The following is a 16773-nucleotide window of genomic DNA, read 5'->3' as shown; positions in this document are numbered from 1 at the left end:
AGTCGGAAAATGACCGAGCGTCCCAGCGTCAATCGCTTGTCCGCCCAGGAACTGCACGACATCGATGCCTACTGGCGCGCCGCCAACTACCTGACCATCGGGCAGATCTATCTGCTCGACAATCCGCTGCTTCGCGAGCCGCTTCGGCTGGAGCATGTCAAGCCGCGGCTACTCGGCCATTGGGGAACGTCGCCTGGGCTCAGTTTCATCTACGCGCATCTCAACCGCGTCATTCGGCAACGTGACGCCAACGCCATTTATGTTTGCGGCCCGGGCCACGGCGGACCTGCGATAGTGGCCAACACCTATCTCGAAGGCACCTACAGCGAGATCAATCCGGATATCTCGTTGGATGAAGCTGGAATGAAGAAGCTGTTTCGGCAGTTCTCGTTTCCAGGCGGCATCCCAAGCCATGCCGCTCCCGACGTGCCCGGCTCGATCCATGAAGGCGGCGAACTTGGCTATGCGCTCTCGCATGCCTATGGCGCGGCCTTCGACAACCCGGATCTTATCGTCGCCTGCGTCGTTGGCGACGGCGAGGCGGAAACCGGGCCGCTTGCAACCTCCTGGCATTCCAACAAGTTCCTCAACCCCGCGCTTGACGGCGCGGTGCTGCCGATCCTGCATCTCAACGGCTACAAGATCGCCAATCCCACAATTCTCGCCCGCATCCCCGAAGATGAGCTTCGCGCGCTGTTCGTCGGTTACGGCTACGAGCCGCTGTTCGTCGAGGGCGACGATCCGGCCTCGATGCATGAGCGAATGGCGGTCGTGCTCGACGACGCGTTCGACCGCATCCGGGCGATTCAGGAGGCGGCTCGCAGCGGCGCAAAGACTGTGCGGTCTCGGCCGAGATGGCCGATGATCGTACTGCGCACCCCGAAGGGCTGGACCGGCCCCAAGGAGGTCGACGGACTGAAGACCGAGGGGTTCTGGCGGGCCCACCAGGTTCCGCTCTCCGGCCTCACCGAGAACCCGGCGCATCTGAAGATGCTCGAGGAATGGATGAGAAGCTACCGGCCCGAAGAGCTCTTCGATGCCGCTGGCTCGCCTGTGGCCCTGATCCGCGCCACCGCGCCGCAAGGTGATAGGCGCATGAGCGCCAATCCGCATGCCAATGGCGGCCTGCTGCGCCGGTCTCTCGACCTACCCGCCCTTCATGAGCACGCCGTTCCGGTCGAGCGGCCGGGCAGCGTCAAGGCGGAGTCGACCCGCGTAATGGGCAGTTTCCTGCGCGACGTTTTGACGTTGAACCGAGGCAGCCGGAACTTCCGCATCGTCGGTCCGGACGAGACCGCGTCGAACCGGCTGCAGGACGTCTTCGAGGTTACGGAGCGCGCCTGGATGGAGAAGATATTGCCCGAGGATGTCCATCTTGGCCGAGAGGGCAGGGTGCTCGAGATTCTGTCCGAGCATACCTGTCAGGGTTGGCTGGAAGGATATTTGCTCACGGGGCGCCACGGCTTCTTCTCCTGCTACGAGGCCTTCACGCACATCGTCGATTCCATGTTCAACCAGCATGCAAAATGGCTGGATGCCTGCCGCAAGCTTGCTTGGCGGCGACCGATCGCCTCCCTGAACTATCTGTTGTCCAGCCATGTGTGGCAGCAGGAGCACAATGGCTTCAGCCATCAGGATCCAGGTTTCATCGACGTGGCGCTGAACAAAAAGGCGGATGTCGTGCGCGTCTACCTGCCGGCGGACGCCAACAGCCTGCTTTGCGTGACCGACCATGTGCTGCGGACATGGAACCGCATCAACGTGATCGTCGCCGGCAAAGCCAATTCCTGGCAGTGGCTCTCCATCGACGAGGCGAAAGTCCACTGCAACGCCGGCATCGGCATATGGGAGTGGGCGTCGACCGACGGCGGAGCCGAGCCGGATGTGGTGATGGCCTGCGCCGGCGATGTGCCGACGCTCGAGACGCTGGCTGCGGTTCAAATCCTGAGACGCCACATTCCCGACCTCAAGGTCCGGGTGGTCAACATCGTCGATCTGATGACCCTGCAGCCAAAGGAACACCATCCCCACGGCCTGTCGGATCGCGAGTTCGACGCGTTGTTCACCAGGGACAAGCCCATCATCTTCGCCTATCATGGCTATCCTTGGACCATCCATCGCCTGACCTATCGGCGGACCAACCACGACGACATTCACGTGCGCGGTTACAACGAGGAAGGGACGACGACCACGCCCTTCGACATGACCGTGCTGAATGGGCTCGACCGCTATCATCTGGTGCTCGGCGTGCTCGACCGTATTCCCGAGCCGGCCGGCGCGCATATCCAGCTGAAGCAGGCCATGGAAGGCAAGCTGATCGAGCACGGGACCTATATCCGCGATCACGGGCAGGACATGCCCGAGATACTCGGCTGGAAATGGGAACGGTAACCGATGACGAAGCGCAAGGCTGAGAGCTCCCGACCTGCAAAGGCGGCCGGAGTCAGTCGGCCATGACGGATGTCATTCTTGTCCTCAATGGCGGCTCATCGAGCCTGAAGTTCGCCGCCTTTCAAGGGCGCGACGAGCTTCATCTTTTGGTGCGTGGCAGCGTCTCGTCGATCGGCGAGCGGCCTCGGCTCCACGTCGCGCCCACGGCAACGACGCCGCCGTTCGACAGGAGCCTCGGCGAACAGCCGATCACCATCGACAAGGCGTTCGAAGCCGTTGCTTCCTACCTGGCGGAGCGTGGCCTGTTGCGCCGGGTGCGCAGCGTCGGGCACCGGATCGTGCATGGCGGCCGGGAGTTTGCCCGCGCGACGCTGCTCGATGGAGGCACGCTCGATGCCCTGCGCAAGCTCGAGCCGCTCGCTCCGATTCATCAGGCGATCAATCTGGAACTGGTCGACCTTGCCAGCCGCCTTCTGCTCGGTGCCGTCCAGGTCGGCTGTTTCGATACGGCCTTTCACGCCACGCAGCCCGAACTCGCAAGGCGCTACGGCCTGCCGCACGAGATATCTGAGCAAGGCATCGTGTCCTACGGTTTCCACGGGCTCTCCTACAGCCACGTCGCCAGCGAGCTCCGCAACCGTTATGGCGCCGCCGCCGGCGGCAAAACGATCGTTGCCCACCTTGGCAGCGGCGCGAGCCTTTGCGCGATGAAGGCGGGCGCAAGCCAAGCCACCACCATGGGTTTCTCGACGCTTGACGGCCTCGTCATGAGCACGCGCTGCGGGGCGATCGATCCCGGCGTCCTCCTGCACCTCCTGCAAGAGCGGAAGCTGTCGTCCGATGAGCTGACCGACTTGCTTTACGAGAAATCCGGTCTGCTCGGCGTATCCGGCATCTCCGGGAACATGCAGACGCTGCTGGCCTCGAAAGACCCGGCGGCAGTGCGCGCTGTTGATCTGTTCGTTTATCGGGTCGGGCGCGAAATCGGATCGCTGGCTGCGGCGCTGGGCGGGCTCGACACGCTGGTGTTCACAGCGGGCATCGGCGAGCATGCGCCGGCGATCCGGCGACGGATATGCGAGGCTGCCGCATGGCTGGGTGTGGCCATGGATGACGGCTTGAATCACAGAGGGGAGGGCCTTGTGAGCGCCCCGGATTCTTGCGTCAATGTGCTTGTCATGCAGGCCGACGAAGAACGCGCGGTTGCTGCGGAATTGCTCAGCCTCGAACCGACTTGAACCGCGCTGATCGAGTCAAGGAAGCCGAATAGCCCACCGGTTCACGGCCCCTTGCAAGAAGCGTGCTATCACGTCTGACCAATATTGGCGGGAACTAAAGTTTCGGTTGCACGTTGTGAGTACCCTCGGGGTCTCCAGCAATGAGCAATGGTGCGGTTCTGGTCGTTGAAGACGAGACCATGATCTTGCTGGATTTGGAGTCGGCATTGGAAGAAGCTGGATTCGAAGTCGTGTCGGCCGGCAATGCGGCAGACGCTATGGCCCTATTCGACGCCGATCCGGCCAAGTTCAAGGCTTTGCTTTCCGACATACGCCTAGGTCCGGGCCCATCAGGATGGGAGATAGCTCGCCACGTCAGACAGGCCAACATTACTATTCCCATCGTCTACATAAGCGGCGACAGCGCCGGACAGTGGGGTGTGGAAGGCGTACCAAATAGCATCATGATAACAAAGCCGTTCTTCCTCCCACAGGTCATCACTGCAATATCGACGCTGCTCAACCAGCAGACGCTGCTCGAGCCTCCGACCGGCTAGAAGCCGACGCCGAATGGTCGATCGTCAAGGAGTGCAGCCATTTGCTTGCCCGCTACCGGTCTCCACGGCCTTGGTAGCGGGCTTCCCAGGTGCCCTTACCTCGCCAACTTGGCGCCTAGCTTCCGTTGAACCAGGACAAGCGTCGGATCGTCAGGATCCGTCGTGACGGTGAAGCCCATTTCGCGCTCGAGTTCGATCGCCGCGCGGTTTTCGCGGCTCTCGATCGACTCGATGGTCTCGATGTCATGGTCGTCGGCGTAACGCGCTATATAGCCGAGAAACTCCCAGCCGACGCCGAGATGCTTGCGATCCTCGCGGATGCAAATGGCGACTTCGCCGCGACGGTCGGCCGGATCGGCTGCGAGCGTCGCCACCGCGATCAGCATTCCGTCGGTCGAAAAGGCGAGAAAGTTATGGATGTGGGGATCATCGGAACGGGTCATCGCCAACAGGCGCTCATGCGATACTTCCCGCACGGCCCCGAGGAAACGGAAGCGCAAATCCTCCGGCGTCACATGTTTGAAGAACTCGGCGACGAGTGGCTCGTCATCAGACCGGGCGCGCCGCACCTCGAACCGAAATCCGGTGTGCGTGATGAGCGTGCTTTTCATTGTCGTCCCTTCCAGGATGGATGCGTGGAACTGGCTAGAATGGCTCATTCCCCCATCGCCAGCAGCGTGTCCCGCTTGAGGATCTCGATGCTGCGAAGGCTGAGCAGACGGATCACGCCCTTCTCCTTCAGGCGGGTGAAGACTCGCGAGACGGTTTCGATCGTGAGGCCGAGATAGTCGCCGATGTCGTTGCGCGACATAGGCAACTCCACCTGCCTCAACCCGCCTTGGCGCTCCGACATTTCGACGAGGAATGCCGCGACGCGCTCGATGGCGTTCTGGCGGCCGAGCACCAGGAGATGTTCCTGCGCCCGGGTCAGGCCTTTGAGGGCGAGAGGCAGGAGCTGGCGGGACATGTCCATGCCCGAGGGCGTGCGATAGACCCGGATGCCGGTCGCGTTGATGGCTTCAGCGAAGAAGTGGTGTGTGGCGTCGGCCTCGAAACCGAAGGTTTCTCCCGCCAGGTGGAACGCGCTTATCTGCCTGCGGCCGTCGGCGAGCAGGCGGTAGATGCGGACCGCGCCGAACTCGACCTGGTAGAGAGCGCCCGCCTTTTCGCCCTGGGCGTAGATTTCGGCCCCTGCCGGGAAGAAGGTGACCGGCGTTCTCGGCCCTTCGAAGACGGGTGCATCGCTCTGGAGGTAGGACGGCAGTTCGATCTTGGCGGAGGCTTGAGCGTACATGGCTGTGGTCCTGGTGAATTTGTGACAACAGCAGTCGCCCAAATCCCTCGATGCCGAAATTCGGTTATGTCCCTACGGGAAACTACGTAGAGCTGTCCCGAAACCAACAGATCGGGCGGGCCTCGCGGCGAGGCGTTTCATTTCATGCAATTGACCACGATCAAGGCCCGGACGAATTGGCTGGGTGATCATTCGGTTGAGCCAATCAGTCAACCTGAGGTGCCTGAACATGACTTCCGATATGATTGAGATCTGGGCCGGGCTGCTCGGCCTTGCCTATCTTGCCGCGGCAGGCCTTTATTTTGACATGCGTCCCGCCGGCAAGCGCAGCGACGCTTCGGCGGGCCACGGTTTCGGCCGTCGTGCACGGCCGCACCCGGCGAGAGTCAAGCACTCGCCGCGATAGGAACCGGCGCCGGACCAGCCGTTTGTTGTTTTGTTTGGGCGCAATTCCGGACGGAAAACCGCTTCACACTTTTCCTGGAATTGCTCGATCTTGCATTGCCGAGCGGCAGCGGGTCCGTCGCTTTCGAGAAGCCGGGGAAGCGTGATGAAGGCAATGGTGCTGGAAAAGCCCGGTGCGCCTTTGAACCTCGTCGAACGTCCCGACCCAATGCCGGGGCCGGGCGAGATCAGGCTCAAAGTGGAGGCGTGCGCCGTCTGCCGCACCGATCTGCATGTCGTGGACGGCGACCTGCCGCAGCTAAAGCTGCCGCTCGTGCCGGGCCATGAAATCGTCGGCATCGTCGACCTGGTTGGCGAGGGCGTGTCGCGGTCCCGGCTTGGTCAGAGGGTGGGAGTCCCTTGGCTCGGACACACATGCGGCCACTGTCCCTATTGCACCTCCGGCGCTGAAAACCTCTGCGACCAACCGCTCTTCACCGGCTACACGCGCGACGGCGGCTTCGCGAGCCATGTCGTCGCCGACGAGCGTTTCGCTTTCGAGCTCGATGCTGCCGCGGATCCGGTGTCGCTGGCGCCGCTCCTGTGCGCGGGACTGATCGGCTGGCGGTGCCTCAAGAAAGCCGGCGACGGCGGGCGGCTGGGCATCTACGGCTTCGGCGCCGCCGCGCATATCATCACGCAGGTCGCGATCTGGCAGGGACGTGAGATCTTCGCCATCACGCGGTCCGGCGACGTTCAGGCGCAGGAATTCGCGCGCTCGCTGGGCGTCGTCTGGGCAGGATCGTCCGAAGAACTGCCCGCCGCAGAGCTTGACGCGGCGATCATCTTCGCCCCGGTCGGCGACCTGGTGCCGGCGGCGTTGCGGGCGATACGCAAGGGCGGACGGGTGGTCTGCGGCGGTATCCACATGAGCGACATTCCATCGATGCCCTACCGGCTTCTCTGGGAAGAAAGAGAATTGGTTTCAGTCGCCAATCTTACTCGCCGCGACGCGGAGGAATTCTTTCCGGTAGCGAGACAGGCGCAGGTGCGGACGCATTCAAAGGCCTATCCGCTCGAGCAGGCCAACCAGGCGCTCGACGATTTGCGGATGGGAAGGCTGAGCGGCGCCGCTGTTCTGGTGCCGTGACGTCCCGGCAGACCGGATGAGCTAGATCCCGCGTTCGCCCAGCCGTTGCATCTGTTTGAGCCAGCTCACCCGTTTCGCCTCGCTGGCGCTTGCGACCATGCCGAACAGTGTCTCCCTCACCGGCCTGATGCCGACAAAATTGAGGATCCCGCGCCGCATGCCGGCAATCCCATGGCTAAGGAACCAGATGCGGTAGACGGCCGCCGGCATTCCCATCGTCACCACCAGTCGGGCGGAGCGGCCGCGCAGCAAGGATTTGGTGAAAGCTTCACCCTTGGCCGGGTAGGCGAACGCCGTGCCCGGCCGCATCACTTGCTCGAGGAAAGCCTTCGGCATGGCCGGTACTGTGCCCAGCCAAAGCGGGAAGACAAAGACGAAATGCTCCGCCCAGAGGACCGCCTCGGCCGCTCCCCTGAGACTGTCGGGTATCGACCCGTGCTCGAACTCCTGCATCGTCCGAAGCAGCGGAAACTCCAGCAGGGCCAGATCGATCTTGCGCACCTCATGGCCCGCCATTTCGGCGGCTTCGGCATATGCCGAAGCCAAGGCGCGGCAGAGCCGTTCAGGGGATGGGTCAGGGTGGCCGACGAGAACAAGTATGCGCCGCGACATGGGTCCCCTCTACCGGTCTCAACGGAGGTGCTATGGCTGCTCGACGCGGGCCACCTGATAAGTGTGCATCGTTCCGTTGCGCCTTATGGAGACATACTCGCCGGCGACGAAGCGTTCCTCGCCGAGGTGAAAGCCGATCTCGTCGTCACGGTCGCCTTCGGCATAATCGAAAAACCATTGTCCGCCCGGCTTCCGGCGCAAGCGGCCGACCAGATCGTCTTCGCCTGGGCGGAAACGGCGGACACGGCAGATCCCTTGGTGCGATTTCCATTCCTGCGCATCCAGGCGTCCTTCGCCCGTGAGCGGCGCAAGCACGTCATAGCCCTCGTCGCGGTCTCCCTCCGGATGGCCTTTCTCGCGCGCCAGAAGCAGGCGGATATTCCTGAATTTCGGGGTGAGGTCATGCAAGCTGGTCATGGCAAACTCCTTCGAGGCCATTCCTAGCGCGGCGGCTGGATGGGACCTTGATCAGAGTCAAACAAGCCCAGCTTCGACCACTCAGTTGGTACCCGTTGGCACGTGGCCGCGAACCCAGGCGACGATCTGGTTCGTCGTCATCGCCCCCGATATGCGCGCGATCTCCCGCCGGCGACGAAAAAGGATCATGGTGGGAATGCCGCGAATGCCCAGTCTCGCCGCGACGGCCTGCTCCTTGTCGGAATTCAGCTTGACCAGCCGGATGTGAGGCTCCAGCGCCCTGGCGGCGGCTTCGTAGGCCGGCGCCATCGCCTTGCAGGGGCCGCACCAAGGCGCCCAGACATCGACGAGGACAGGCAGGCTGCCGCGACCGATTTGACGATCGAAGTTCGCCGCGTCGATATCCTGCGGAAACCCTGGAAACAGCAGCGCGCCGCACTTTCCGCATTTGGCGTCGGCACCGTTCCGGCTAAGCGGCAGGCGGTTGACCACGCCGCATTTGGTGCAAACCACCAGATTTTCCTGGGTCATGACCGTCAGCTCTCCTGGTTTCGCTTGTGTGGCAAACGCCCCTCGCCAAGCGCCCGCAGCGCATTGAGTATGACGGCGATGTCTATCCCCTCCTGAAGCAACGCTCCCGCCACCGGCGTTATATGTCCTATGGCGGCCGCGATCATCGCGGCGCCCGAGAGCGCCAAGCCGACGATGATGCTCTGCGGGGCGATCCGGCGCGTGCGCCTGGCGATCCGTAATGCTTCCGCAACCGGCTGCAGGCTATCGGCGAGCACGACAACGTCAGCGGCCTCCGACGAAGCGGTACCGCCTCGAGCTCCCAGCGCGATGCCGACGGTCGCCGCGGCCAGCCCAGGAGCGTCGTTGGTGCCGTCGCCGACCATCATCGTCGGCGCCGTCGCCTTCTCGGCCTCGACCGTTCCGACCTTGTCCGCCGGCGTGGCATCGGCAAAGACGGCGTCAAGTCCGAGCGAAGCGGAAACTTTCTCGGCGGTCGTGCTATCGTCGCCGGTCAGCATGACTATCCGGGTGACGCCCGCCGAACGCAGGGCGCAAACCGTGTCGAGGGCATCCTCGCGTATGGCGTCTCCGAATGTGAATATAGCGGCAAGCCGGCCACCGAGCGCCAGAAACACCCTGAGCACCTGCGCGTCGTGGTACCGGCTCTCTCCACTTTCCGCCCACTCGGGCAGTGGTTCGTTCCCAAGAACGAGCGGCCTCGACCCGGCCGCGACGGAGATCCGGTCTATCCGGCCCTCAAGGCCTTCTCCACGATGCTCGCGAACTTCACAAGGTTGGGAAAGCATCAGCTTTCTATGACGGGCGACGCGGACGATCGAATCCGCAAGAACATGATGCGAAGCCTGTTCGAGCGAGGCCAGCAGCCGCAGCAGCTCATCGGCTTGCTCGCCCGGAGCGACGTCGATCTCGATCAGTTCGGCGCCGCCGAGCGTCAAGGTCCCGGTCTTGTCGAAGATAGCGGTGCGTATCTGGGCCAGCGCCTCCAGCGCGGCGCTGCCCTTCATGAGGATGCCGGCGCGGGCAGCGCGCGACACGCCCCCGATGAATGCAACGGGCGCCGCGAGGATCAGCGGACAGGGCGTGGCAACCACCAAGACCGCGAGGCCGCGGATCGGGTCGCCCGAAAGCCGCCAGGCGATGCCGGCGAGCAGCAGCGTGACCGGAAGCAGCAGCAGCGCGAAGCGATCGGCGATGCGTATGAACGGCGCCTTGGCGGTTTGCGCGGCGGTGACCATGCGCAGGATCGCGGCATAGGTGCTTTTGTCGGCGACAGCAGTGGCGCGCATGACAAACGCTTCGCCGGCATTGACGGTGCCGCTGCGCAAGATGTCGCCGGCGCCGCGCCGCTCCGGCAGGGGTTCACCGGTGACGGTCGATTCATCCAACACGGCCGAAGCGTCAATCAGGACGCCGTCCGCCGGCAGCAATTCGCCGGCGCGCACCAGAAGTTCGTCGCCGATCGCCACTTGCTCGATTGGCACCGTCTCGGTGCCCTGTGCCGATCTGCGATGCGCCACGCGCGGCGCCCTGTCGGTCAGCGCTTTGAGATTGCGTTCGGCCCTGCCGCGCGCAAAGTCTTCCAGCACCGTGCCGCCGGCATACATGATGGCGACAACCGCCGCTGCCAAAGCCTGCCCAAGCAACAGCGCCGCCGACATCGAAACCAGCGCGATCGCGTCGACGCCGATCCGGCCGATCCAGAAGTCCCGCAAGATGGAGATGGCGAGTGTGACGACGACGGGCAGGGTTGCCGCGGTCCAGATTGTGTCGGGCGAGAGGAGACCAAGACCGCTCCGCCAGACTTCAAGCCCAAGTGCCAGACCCACTATGGCGATGGTCAGCAGCAAGCGCCGCAATGCGGACTCGTCCATGGCGTCGGCCGTCAAAGCTCGCTGATCAATTCCTGCAGCAACAACCGGACATCGTTTGCTATTGCGGCAAGTGCCGGATTTTCGACCGCCCCCATCGCCGCGACCGGATCGACAGCGGCAACGTCGACTTTGCCTGGCGAGATCTCGGTCACAATCACGTTGGAGGGCAGCATCGCGCCAATCTTGTCCTCGGCCTGCAGCGCCCGCCATGCAAAATGCGGATTACAGGCGCCGAGGATCATGTAGGGCTTGAAGTCGACGCCCAACTTGACCTTCATCGTGTGCTGGACATCGATCCGCGTCAGGATGCCGAAGCCCTTGCCGGCAAGCCTTTTGGTGACATGTTCGATGGCCGCGGCAAACGGCATGTCGAGGTTTTTGCTGAAATAGTAACTCATGGGAGCCTCCTTCGACGGGATACCTTCGTCCGCAGAGCCGCTTGGTCGCAGCGCCGCTTTAGCTAGCCGCAGGAGGCCCGTGACGCTTTGATCCAGCGCAATGAATGCATGGCGCCTTCGGTGAATGTGGCGGCAAGGAGCTTTTCAGGATGACAATCCGAAACCTTGAGTACGCAGTCTCACCGAAGTCTGTCGCTGTCGTTGGAGCAAGCGAGCGCTTTGGCTCGGTCGGTCGCGTTGTCTTCAACAACATCATCGTCGGCGGTTTCGAGGGAGAGATTTGGCCGGTTAATCCCAAACACTCGCAGGTGGCCGGCCATCGCTGCTACGGCCGGATTGCCGACCTGCCGGGCATTCCCGATCTGGCGGTGATCGTTACGCCTCCCAACGCCGTCCCCGGTATCGTGCGCGAGCTGGGTGAGAAGGGAACGCGAGTAGCCGTCGTCATCACCGCGGGGCTCAATCACGGGAACGGTCTGCGCCAGGCAATGCTCGATGCCGCCAAACCGTCGCTCATGCGCATCATCGGGCCGAACACAGTCGGGTTGATGGTTCCCCCGGCGAAGCTCAACGCAAGTTTTGCCCACATGGCGGCCCGACCTGGGAACATCGCATTGATCTCGCACTCAGGCGCGATCGCGACATCGCTGATCGACTGGGCGGCCGAGAACAATGTCGGCTTTTCCCGGATCATCTCGCTTGGCGACATGGCGGATGTCGACGTCGGCGACTGCCTCGACATGCTGGCGGGCGATTTTCATACGCGCGCCATCGTGATGTATCTCGAAACCGTACCCGATCCGCGCAAGTTCATGTCGGCCGCGCGGGCGGCGGCGCGGCTCAAGCCGGTCATCGCGATCAAGCCCGGCCGCCACGAGCAGGCTGCGAGGGCGGCGGCGACCCACACCGGCGCGCTTTCCGGCGCGGACAGGGTGGTGGACGCCGCTTTGCGCAGGGCTGGGGTGCTGCGCGTGAAAGACCTCGCCGAATTGCTCGATGCGGCCGAAACGATCGGGCGCTATTCTCCGCTCGAGCGGGCGCGCGTCGGCATCGTCACCAATGGCGGCGGCGCAGGCGTTCTCGCGGTCGACAAGCTGATCGAACGCGGGGGTGCGTTGGCTGAGCTTGCGCCGTCGACGATCGAACAGCTCGACCGCGTGCTGCCGCCGACCTGGTCGCATGCTAACCCCGTCGATATCGTGGGTGATGCCGCCCCCGAACGGTATCGCGCGGCGCTCGGCACTCTGGCGGATGATCCGGAAACGGATGTCATCCTTGTCATGAACTGCCCGACTGGACTTGGCTCCTCGCGCGATGCCGCCAGGAAAGTGGCCGAGCTTGGCGACGAAGGCGAGATCGGAAGAAAACCGCTCCTTGCGTGCTGGCTCGGCGAGCACACGGCTCGCGAGGGCCGGCAGATCCTGACGCAAGCCGGTATCGCCAGTTTCGAAACGCCGGAGGATGCGGCGATCGCGGCGTCCTATCTCAGCGAATGGTCGCGTGCCCAACGGGCGCTCCTGCGGACTCCCTCAAGCCAGGGTGAAGACCAGGCCGATGGCAGGGCGTCGGCGCATGCCATCTTCCGGCGCGTGGCAAGCGAAGGACGGCGCATGCTGACGGAGCCGGAAGCAAAAGCGGCGATCGCCGCCTACGGCATCGCCGTGCCGAGAACCATTGTCGCCGGCTCCGTTGCGGACGTGGCGCGGGCAGCCGGTGAGCTTCTCGAAAGCTCGGAAAGAGTGGTCGTCAAATTGCTGTCGAAGGTGGTTTCGCACAAGTCGGATGTCGGCGGCGTGGTGCTCGACATCGCGACTGCCGAGAAGGCCGCGGAGGCTGCGCGGTCGATCGAGACACGCTTGCGCGCGCAGGCGGCGGGGTCGAGGCCGGACGGCTACACCGTGCAAGCCATGGTCGCGCGCAGGCATGCGCAGGAGCTCATTCTGGGCATGAGCGTGGACCCGATGTTCGGCCCGGTCATTCTGTTCGGGGCGGGCGGAACAGCGGTCGAGGTTGTGAATGACACCGCGATCGCCCTGCCGCCGCTTGACGACGTGCTGGCCGCAGACGCGATCGACGCGACCAGGATAGGCCGCCTGCTTGCCGGCTATCGCGACCGCAAGCCAGCCGATCGAGCCGCAATCATCGCCGCGCTGAATGGGCTGTCGCAAATGATCGTCGACTTTCCCTGCCTGGTCTCCCTCGACATCAACCCGCTGCTGGCCGATGCCGAGGGCGTGATTGCGCTCGATGCCCGCATCGAAATCGACCCGCGACGGGTGGATGAACCCGCGCCGAACCCGGCCCTTGCCATAAGGCCCTATCCATCAGGATGGAGCCGCGATCTTCGGCTGGACGGCATGACTTTTCACATCCGGCCAATCATGCCGGCGGACGTAGCGCTTTATCCCGCGTTCCTGGCAAGGATTTCCCCCGACGACCTCCGACTGCGGTTCCTGTCAGTGCGCAAGAACTTTCCGGACCAGATGCTGAAGCGGCTCACGCAACTCGACTACGATCGCGACATCGCCTTCGTCGCGCTTGAAAAGGACACGGGAGCGTTGGCCGGAATCGGCCGGCTTTCCTGCGATCCGGATCACAGGAGCGGCGAATATGCGCTGCTGGTGCGATCGGACCTGCAGGACCATGGCCTGGGATGGGAACTGCTGAACCAGGTCATCGACTATGCAAGGGCTGAACGCATCAGCCGCATCGAGGGCATAGTCCTCAACGAAAATCGCAAGATGCTCACGATGTGCCGGGAGTTCGGCTTCTCGCTGGCGCATCATCCCAGCGAGCCGGGCCTGTCCGTGGCCACCCTGGAGGTCAGCTGAAGCGCCGGTCGGCTCTATGTTCCCGTCTTCCTCAGGCTGATTGCGGAGGAAGCAGTGCCCTCGACCAAGGCCGCCATCTCGGCAGTGATTTCGGTTACCCTGCGGTCGGCATCGATCTCGCGCCAGGTCAATGGACCGGGATCGCGCTGCAATTGCCGCGACAGAATGTCGATGGTGGCATCCGAGGGACCGCCCTTGCGCTCGCTGACCCGACGGCAAAGCACCGAAGGATCGGCCGCCAGCCAAAATCCCGCGAATGGGGTATCTGTCTTGCTCGCGGCGCGTTCGATCCTGTCGCGGTCCTCCGGCTTGTCGAAGACAGCGTCGGCGACGACGGAACCGCCTTCGGCAAGGATCAATTCCGCGCGCCAGGCGATCTGGCGGTAAACGCGTTCCGATACACCGGGCCGGTAAGCCTTGTCCGGCAGCCTGGTCTCGGCCGGCAGGCAATGCATGGCCTTGCGGATGCGGTCGCTTTCAACGATCCGGGCGCCGGGTGGCGCGCCGATTTGAGCGGCGAGCGCTTCGGCGACTGTCGTCTTGCCCGAGCCGCTCAAACCGCCGATCGCGACAAGCCGGGGCGGCGTTTCGGCAAGCAGGGTCAGCGCAAGCTCGAAATAGGATCTCGCCTCAGCTATCAGTTTTGTGGAGTCCTGGCTGCCCTCCTCGACCTGCGTCGCGGTCACGTGAGCGCGCACCGCTGCCCGCACCGCCATCAAAAAAGGCAGAAGAATGAAGCCGTCCTCGTCATCGGCGTCGTCCAGATACCGGTTCATCACCAGATTGGCGAATTGCGGGAAGCCGCGATGCCACAAATCCATCAGCAGGAATGCGAGGTCGTAGAGGACGTCGACCGTGGCGATCCGGTCGTTGAACTCGATGCAGTCGAACAGGCGAGGCTCGCCGTCGAAGACGCAGATGTTGCGCAGATGCAGGTCGCCATGGCAGCGGCGGACCTTGCCTGCCGCCTCGCGCCGGTCAAGAAGGCCGGCATGGCGGGCGAGGGCATTGCGAAACGCCGCATCGAGCGCTTCGATCTCCCCTGCGTCGAACACGTGGCTCGTCGCAAATCCAGCCGCATTGATTTCAAGCACGCCGCCGATGTTCGCCGACCCGCGACCGGCATGGATCACCTCGGCGTTGCGGTGATATTGCGCGACCATGCGCGCCACGCCTGTCATCAGCGCGGGTGTCAGCGTCCCCGCGGCGGCCATGCGATCGAGAAGCTTCGACTGATCGAAGCGAACCATCTCGATGACGGCGTCGACCAGTTCGCCCGACCCATCAAAGGCAAGCCTGTCTCCTGCGCGCGTGATACGCTGGACATCGAGATAGAGGCCGGGCGCCGTTCTGGAGTTCAATTCCACTTCCTTTTCGCATGCGGCGACCCGCAACTGCGGCGTCGAAAAATCGACATAGGGCAGCTTGACCGCCCGCTTCATCTTGAATGCGCGCTGGCCGACGAGGAATATCCGGGAAATGTGGGTTTCAATCGTCTCGACGGGACTAGCCTCACCATAGGTGGCAGGGTCCTTCAGCATGTCGACCACGACGTCTTGGTTCTGAGCAATCATCATATGCGCCTTGACCTTGGTTGCATCCATCCTTCGGCTCGTCAGCTCCACATGTCGTGCTAGCGCTGGAGCGTCATGACGTAACCGGCCAGGTTTTGAATGCGTTCCGTGGTGACGGCCTCTCCACCGTAGGGGCCGTACTTCTTCACGTCGTCGGGTAGGAACTGGTTGCCCCAGACCGGCATGTCGCGCTCCCCATGCTCGGGCACGAGGCCGCGGCCGTCGATCGTCGCGTAGACCCGCCAGTACGGAAATTCCCCACCATTGCGCCTCGTGAGCGTGGTCAAATTCGCGGGGTGCTTCCGCAATACGTCGGCCATCGGTCCGTCGCCCTTGCCGTCCAAACCGTGGCAGACGGCGCAGGAATTCAGATATTCCTGCTGTCCATTGCTCATCTCCTGTGCCGTCGCGGCTCTCAGCGTCAGCGCCATGAAACACATCGTCGTCCGGAATTTCATTCGGTCCACCTCCAGCCATCGGATCAGGCCAAGGCGTATCGCGCGGTTGCGCGTTGACCGGGATCAATCTCGAGACGGGATCAGTTTGATCTGGCGCAAGGACGGTTTCCGACCATCTGGCTACCGCTACTCCTCTGTGAAATTTCCCGAACAAGGAGCTGCCGCTATGCCATCCAAGACATTGCTCACGGTTACAGGGCCCGATCAGGGAGATGACGATCTGAAGCTTGCCACCGGCCTGTGCGAAGAGATCAATGCCCATCTCTCGGTGCTTGTTCTGGTCATCGCGGCGCCCCCCTCTGGCGGAGCATATGCCGAGGTGGTTTCGCCGGCTTGGCTCGCGGAGCGACAAGCTGAAATGGAAATGCTGCAGAAGCGGATTTCGGCCGTTTCCAAAATGCTGTCGGCGAGCCCGGTATCGACGGACCTGAGCGACGACTACCCCGACCATGCCTGGGCAGATGAGGTCATTGGCCGGCGCGCGCGTTACGCCGATCTAACTGTCCTTGGGCCAGACTTGCTAACGAGCCAAACGCTCAAGGAGAAAGTCATCGAGGGCGCGCTGTTTTCGTCCGGGCGGCCACTGCTGCTTGTCCCCAAAGGGCCGACTGTGACGTTGAAGCCAAAACGCGTCCTCGTCGCATGGGACGCCAGCCTGGAAGCGTCGCGCGCTTTGCGGGAGTCGCTCAACATTCTTTCAGGCGCCGACGAGGTGCGGGTCGCCATGGTCAACCCGATCGAGGACGAACGGCATCACGGCGCGGAACCCGGGGCAGACGTGGCAAGCTATCTCTCCCGTCATGGAGTGAAGGTGGCAGTAGACCGACTGCCGAGCTCAAACCACTCTATCGCCGATGTTCTGCGCCGACATGCCGTCGACACTGGCGCCGAACTCATGGTCATGGGGGCTTACGGCCATTCCCGGCTGCGCGAGAGGATTTTCGGCGGCGTCACCAGATCGATGATCGAGGACCCGGGGCTGCCGATCATCATGGCTCGTTGAACCTGTATCCAGCGAGAGGCGAATGCCTTATTTTTCGCTGTCCGAGTGGCCCATATGTTGTCTCGGCGCCGGTGGAGCTATC

Annotated in this window: 15 protein-coding genes; 6 read left to right on the top strand and 9 right to left on the bottom strand. The window is 63.3% G+C overall.

Annotation, left to right across the window (positions count from 1 at the left end; translation table 11 throughout):
• The first annotated feature begins 9 nt into the window (after positions 1-9).
• The 3 genes from MJ8_RS23220 to MJ8_RS23210 all read left to right on the top strand — a co-directional run bounded on the left by MJ8_RS23220 (position 10) and on the right by MJ8_RS23210 (position 4165).
• Complete coding sequence (locus tag MJ8_RS23220) at positions 10-2391, top strand: phosphoketolase (protein WP_201411039.1); 2382 nt, start codon at positions 10-12, stop codon at positions 2389-2391.
• A 62-nt stretch (positions 2392-2453) separates the two neighbouring features.
• Positions 2454-3629 (top strand): acetate/propionate family kinase, encoded by a 1176-nt coding sequence (locus MJ8_RS23215; RefSeq protein ID WP_201411038.1) that lies wholly within the window; start codon positions 2454-2456, stop codon positions 3627-3629.
• Positions 3630-3769: 140 nt separating this feature from the next.
• Complete coding sequence (locus MJ8_RS23210) at positions 3770-4165, top strand: response regulator (protein WP_201411037.1); 396 nt, start codon at positions 3770-3772, stop codon at positions 4163-4165.
• Between the two features lie 95 nt (positions 4166-4260).
• On the opposite strand, the gene MJ8_RS23205 is transcribed toward MJ8_RS23210, so the two are convergent.
• Both MJ8_RS23205 and MJ8_RS23200 read right to left on the bottom strand, forming a co-directional pair.
• Positions 4261-4776 (bottom strand): GNAT family N-acetyltransferase, encoded by a 516-nt coding sequence (locus MJ8_RS23205; protein ID WP_201411036.1) that lies wholly within the window; start codon positions 4774-4776, stop codon positions 4261-4263.
• 44 nt (positions 4777-4820) lie between these two features.
• Entirely contained in the window at positions 4821-5459 is a 639-nt protein-coding gene (locus MJ8_RS23200) for a helix-turn-helix domain-containing protein (protein WP_201411035.1), read from the bottom strand.
• A 550-nt stretch (positions 5460-6009) separates the two neighbouring features.
• Between MJ8_RS23200 and MJ8_RS23195 the strand changes: the two genes are divergently transcribed.
• Positions 6010-6993: a zinc-dependent alcohol dehydrogenase family protein gene (locus MJ8_RS23195; protein ID WP_201411034.1), complete on the top strand. Its 984-nt coding sequence runs from the start codon at positions 6010-6012 to the stop codon at positions 6991-6993.
• Between the two features lie 21 nt (positions 6994-7014).
• Here the strand turns inward: MJ8_RS23195 and MJ8_RS23190 are convergent, their stop codons facing one another.
• The 5 genes from MJ8_RS23190 to MJ8_RS23170 all read right to left on the bottom strand — a co-directional run bounded on the left by MJ8_RS23190 (position 7015) and on the right by MJ8_RS23170 (position 10825).
• Positions 7015-7605 carry an NAD(P)H-dependent oxidoreductase gene (locus MJ8_RS23190; RefSeq protein ID WP_201411033.1) on the bottom strand — a complete coding sequence of 197 codons (591 nt, stop codon included), beginning with the start codon at positions 7603-7605 and terminating at the stop codon, positions 7015-7017.
• A 30-nt stretch (positions 7606-7635) separates the two neighbouring features.
• The gene (locus tag MJ8_RS23185) at positions 7636-8022 is read right to left on the bottom strand and encodes a hypothetical protein (protein WP_201411032.1); all 387 of its coding nucleotides are present in this window, start codon (positions 8020-8022) and stop codon (positions 7636-7638) included.
• 81 nt (positions 8023-8103) lie between these two features.
• On the bottom strand, positions 8104-8553 hold the full coding sequence (gene trxC, locus MJ8_RS23180; protein WP_201411031.1) for a thioredoxin TrxC: 450 nt from the start codon (positions 8551-8553) through the stop codon (positions 8104-8106).
• 5 nt (positions 8554-8558) lie between these two features.
• Complete coding sequence (locus MJ8_RS23175) at positions 8559-10427, bottom strand: heavy metal translocating P-type ATPase (protein ID WP_201411030.1); 1869 nt, start codon at positions 10425-10427, stop codon at positions 8559-8561.
• Between the two features lie 11 nt (positions 10428-10438).
• On the bottom strand, positions 10439-10825 hold the full coding sequence (locus tag MJ8_RS23170; RefSeq protein WP_201411029.1) for a DUF302 domain-containing protein: 387 nt from the start codon (positions 10823-10825) through the stop codon (positions 10439-10441).
• 149 nt (positions 10826-10974) lie between these two features.
• On the opposite strand from MJ8_RS23170, the gene MJ8_RS23165 reads away from it, so the two are divergent.
• Positions 10975-13656 carry a bifunctional acetate--CoA ligase family protein/GNAT family N-acetyltransferase gene (locus MJ8_RS23165; protein WP_201411028.1) on the top strand — a complete coding sequence of 894 codons (2682 nt, stop codon included), beginning with the start codon at positions 10975-10977 and terminating at the stop codon, positions 13654-13656.
• A gap of 14 nt (positions 13657-13670) precedes the next feature.
• Here the strand turns inward: MJ8_RS23165 and MJ8_RS23160 are convergent, their stop codons facing one another.
• Together MJ8_RS23160 and MJ8_RS23155 are read right to left on the bottom strand one after the other, a co-directional pair.
• Positions 13671-15230, bottom strand: a complete 1560-nt coding sequence (locus MJ8_RS23160) for an AAA family ATPase (RefSeq protein ID WP_201415551.1) — start codon at positions 15228-15230, stop codon at positions 13671-13673.
• Positions 15231-15289: 59 nt separating this feature from the next.
• On the bottom strand, positions 15290-15661 hold the full coding sequence (locus MJ8_RS23155; protein WP_412177071.1) for a c-type cytochrome: 372 nt from the start codon (positions 15659-15661) through the stop codon (positions 15290-15292).
• Here MJ8_RS23155 and MJ8_RS23150 point away from each other — a divergent pair.
• The gene (locus tag MJ8_RS23150; RefSeq protein ID WP_318528189.1) at positions 15660-16691 is read left to right on the top strand and encodes a universal stress protein; all 1032 of its coding nucleotides are present in this window, start codon (positions 15660-15662) and stop codon (positions 16689-16691) included. The genes MJ8_RS23155 and MJ8_RS23150 overlap by 2 nt on opposite strands.
• The last annotated feature ends 82 nt before the right edge of the window (positions 16692-16773 follow it).

The sequence above is a fragment of the Mesorhizobium sp. J8 genome (assembly GCF_016591715.1).
In the GTDB taxonomy this organism is placed as follows: Bacteria; Pseudomonadota; Alphaproteobacteria; order Rhizobiales; family Rhizobiaceae; genus Mesorhizobium.
This window is presented reverse-complemented; position numbering and strand designations above follow the sequence as displayed.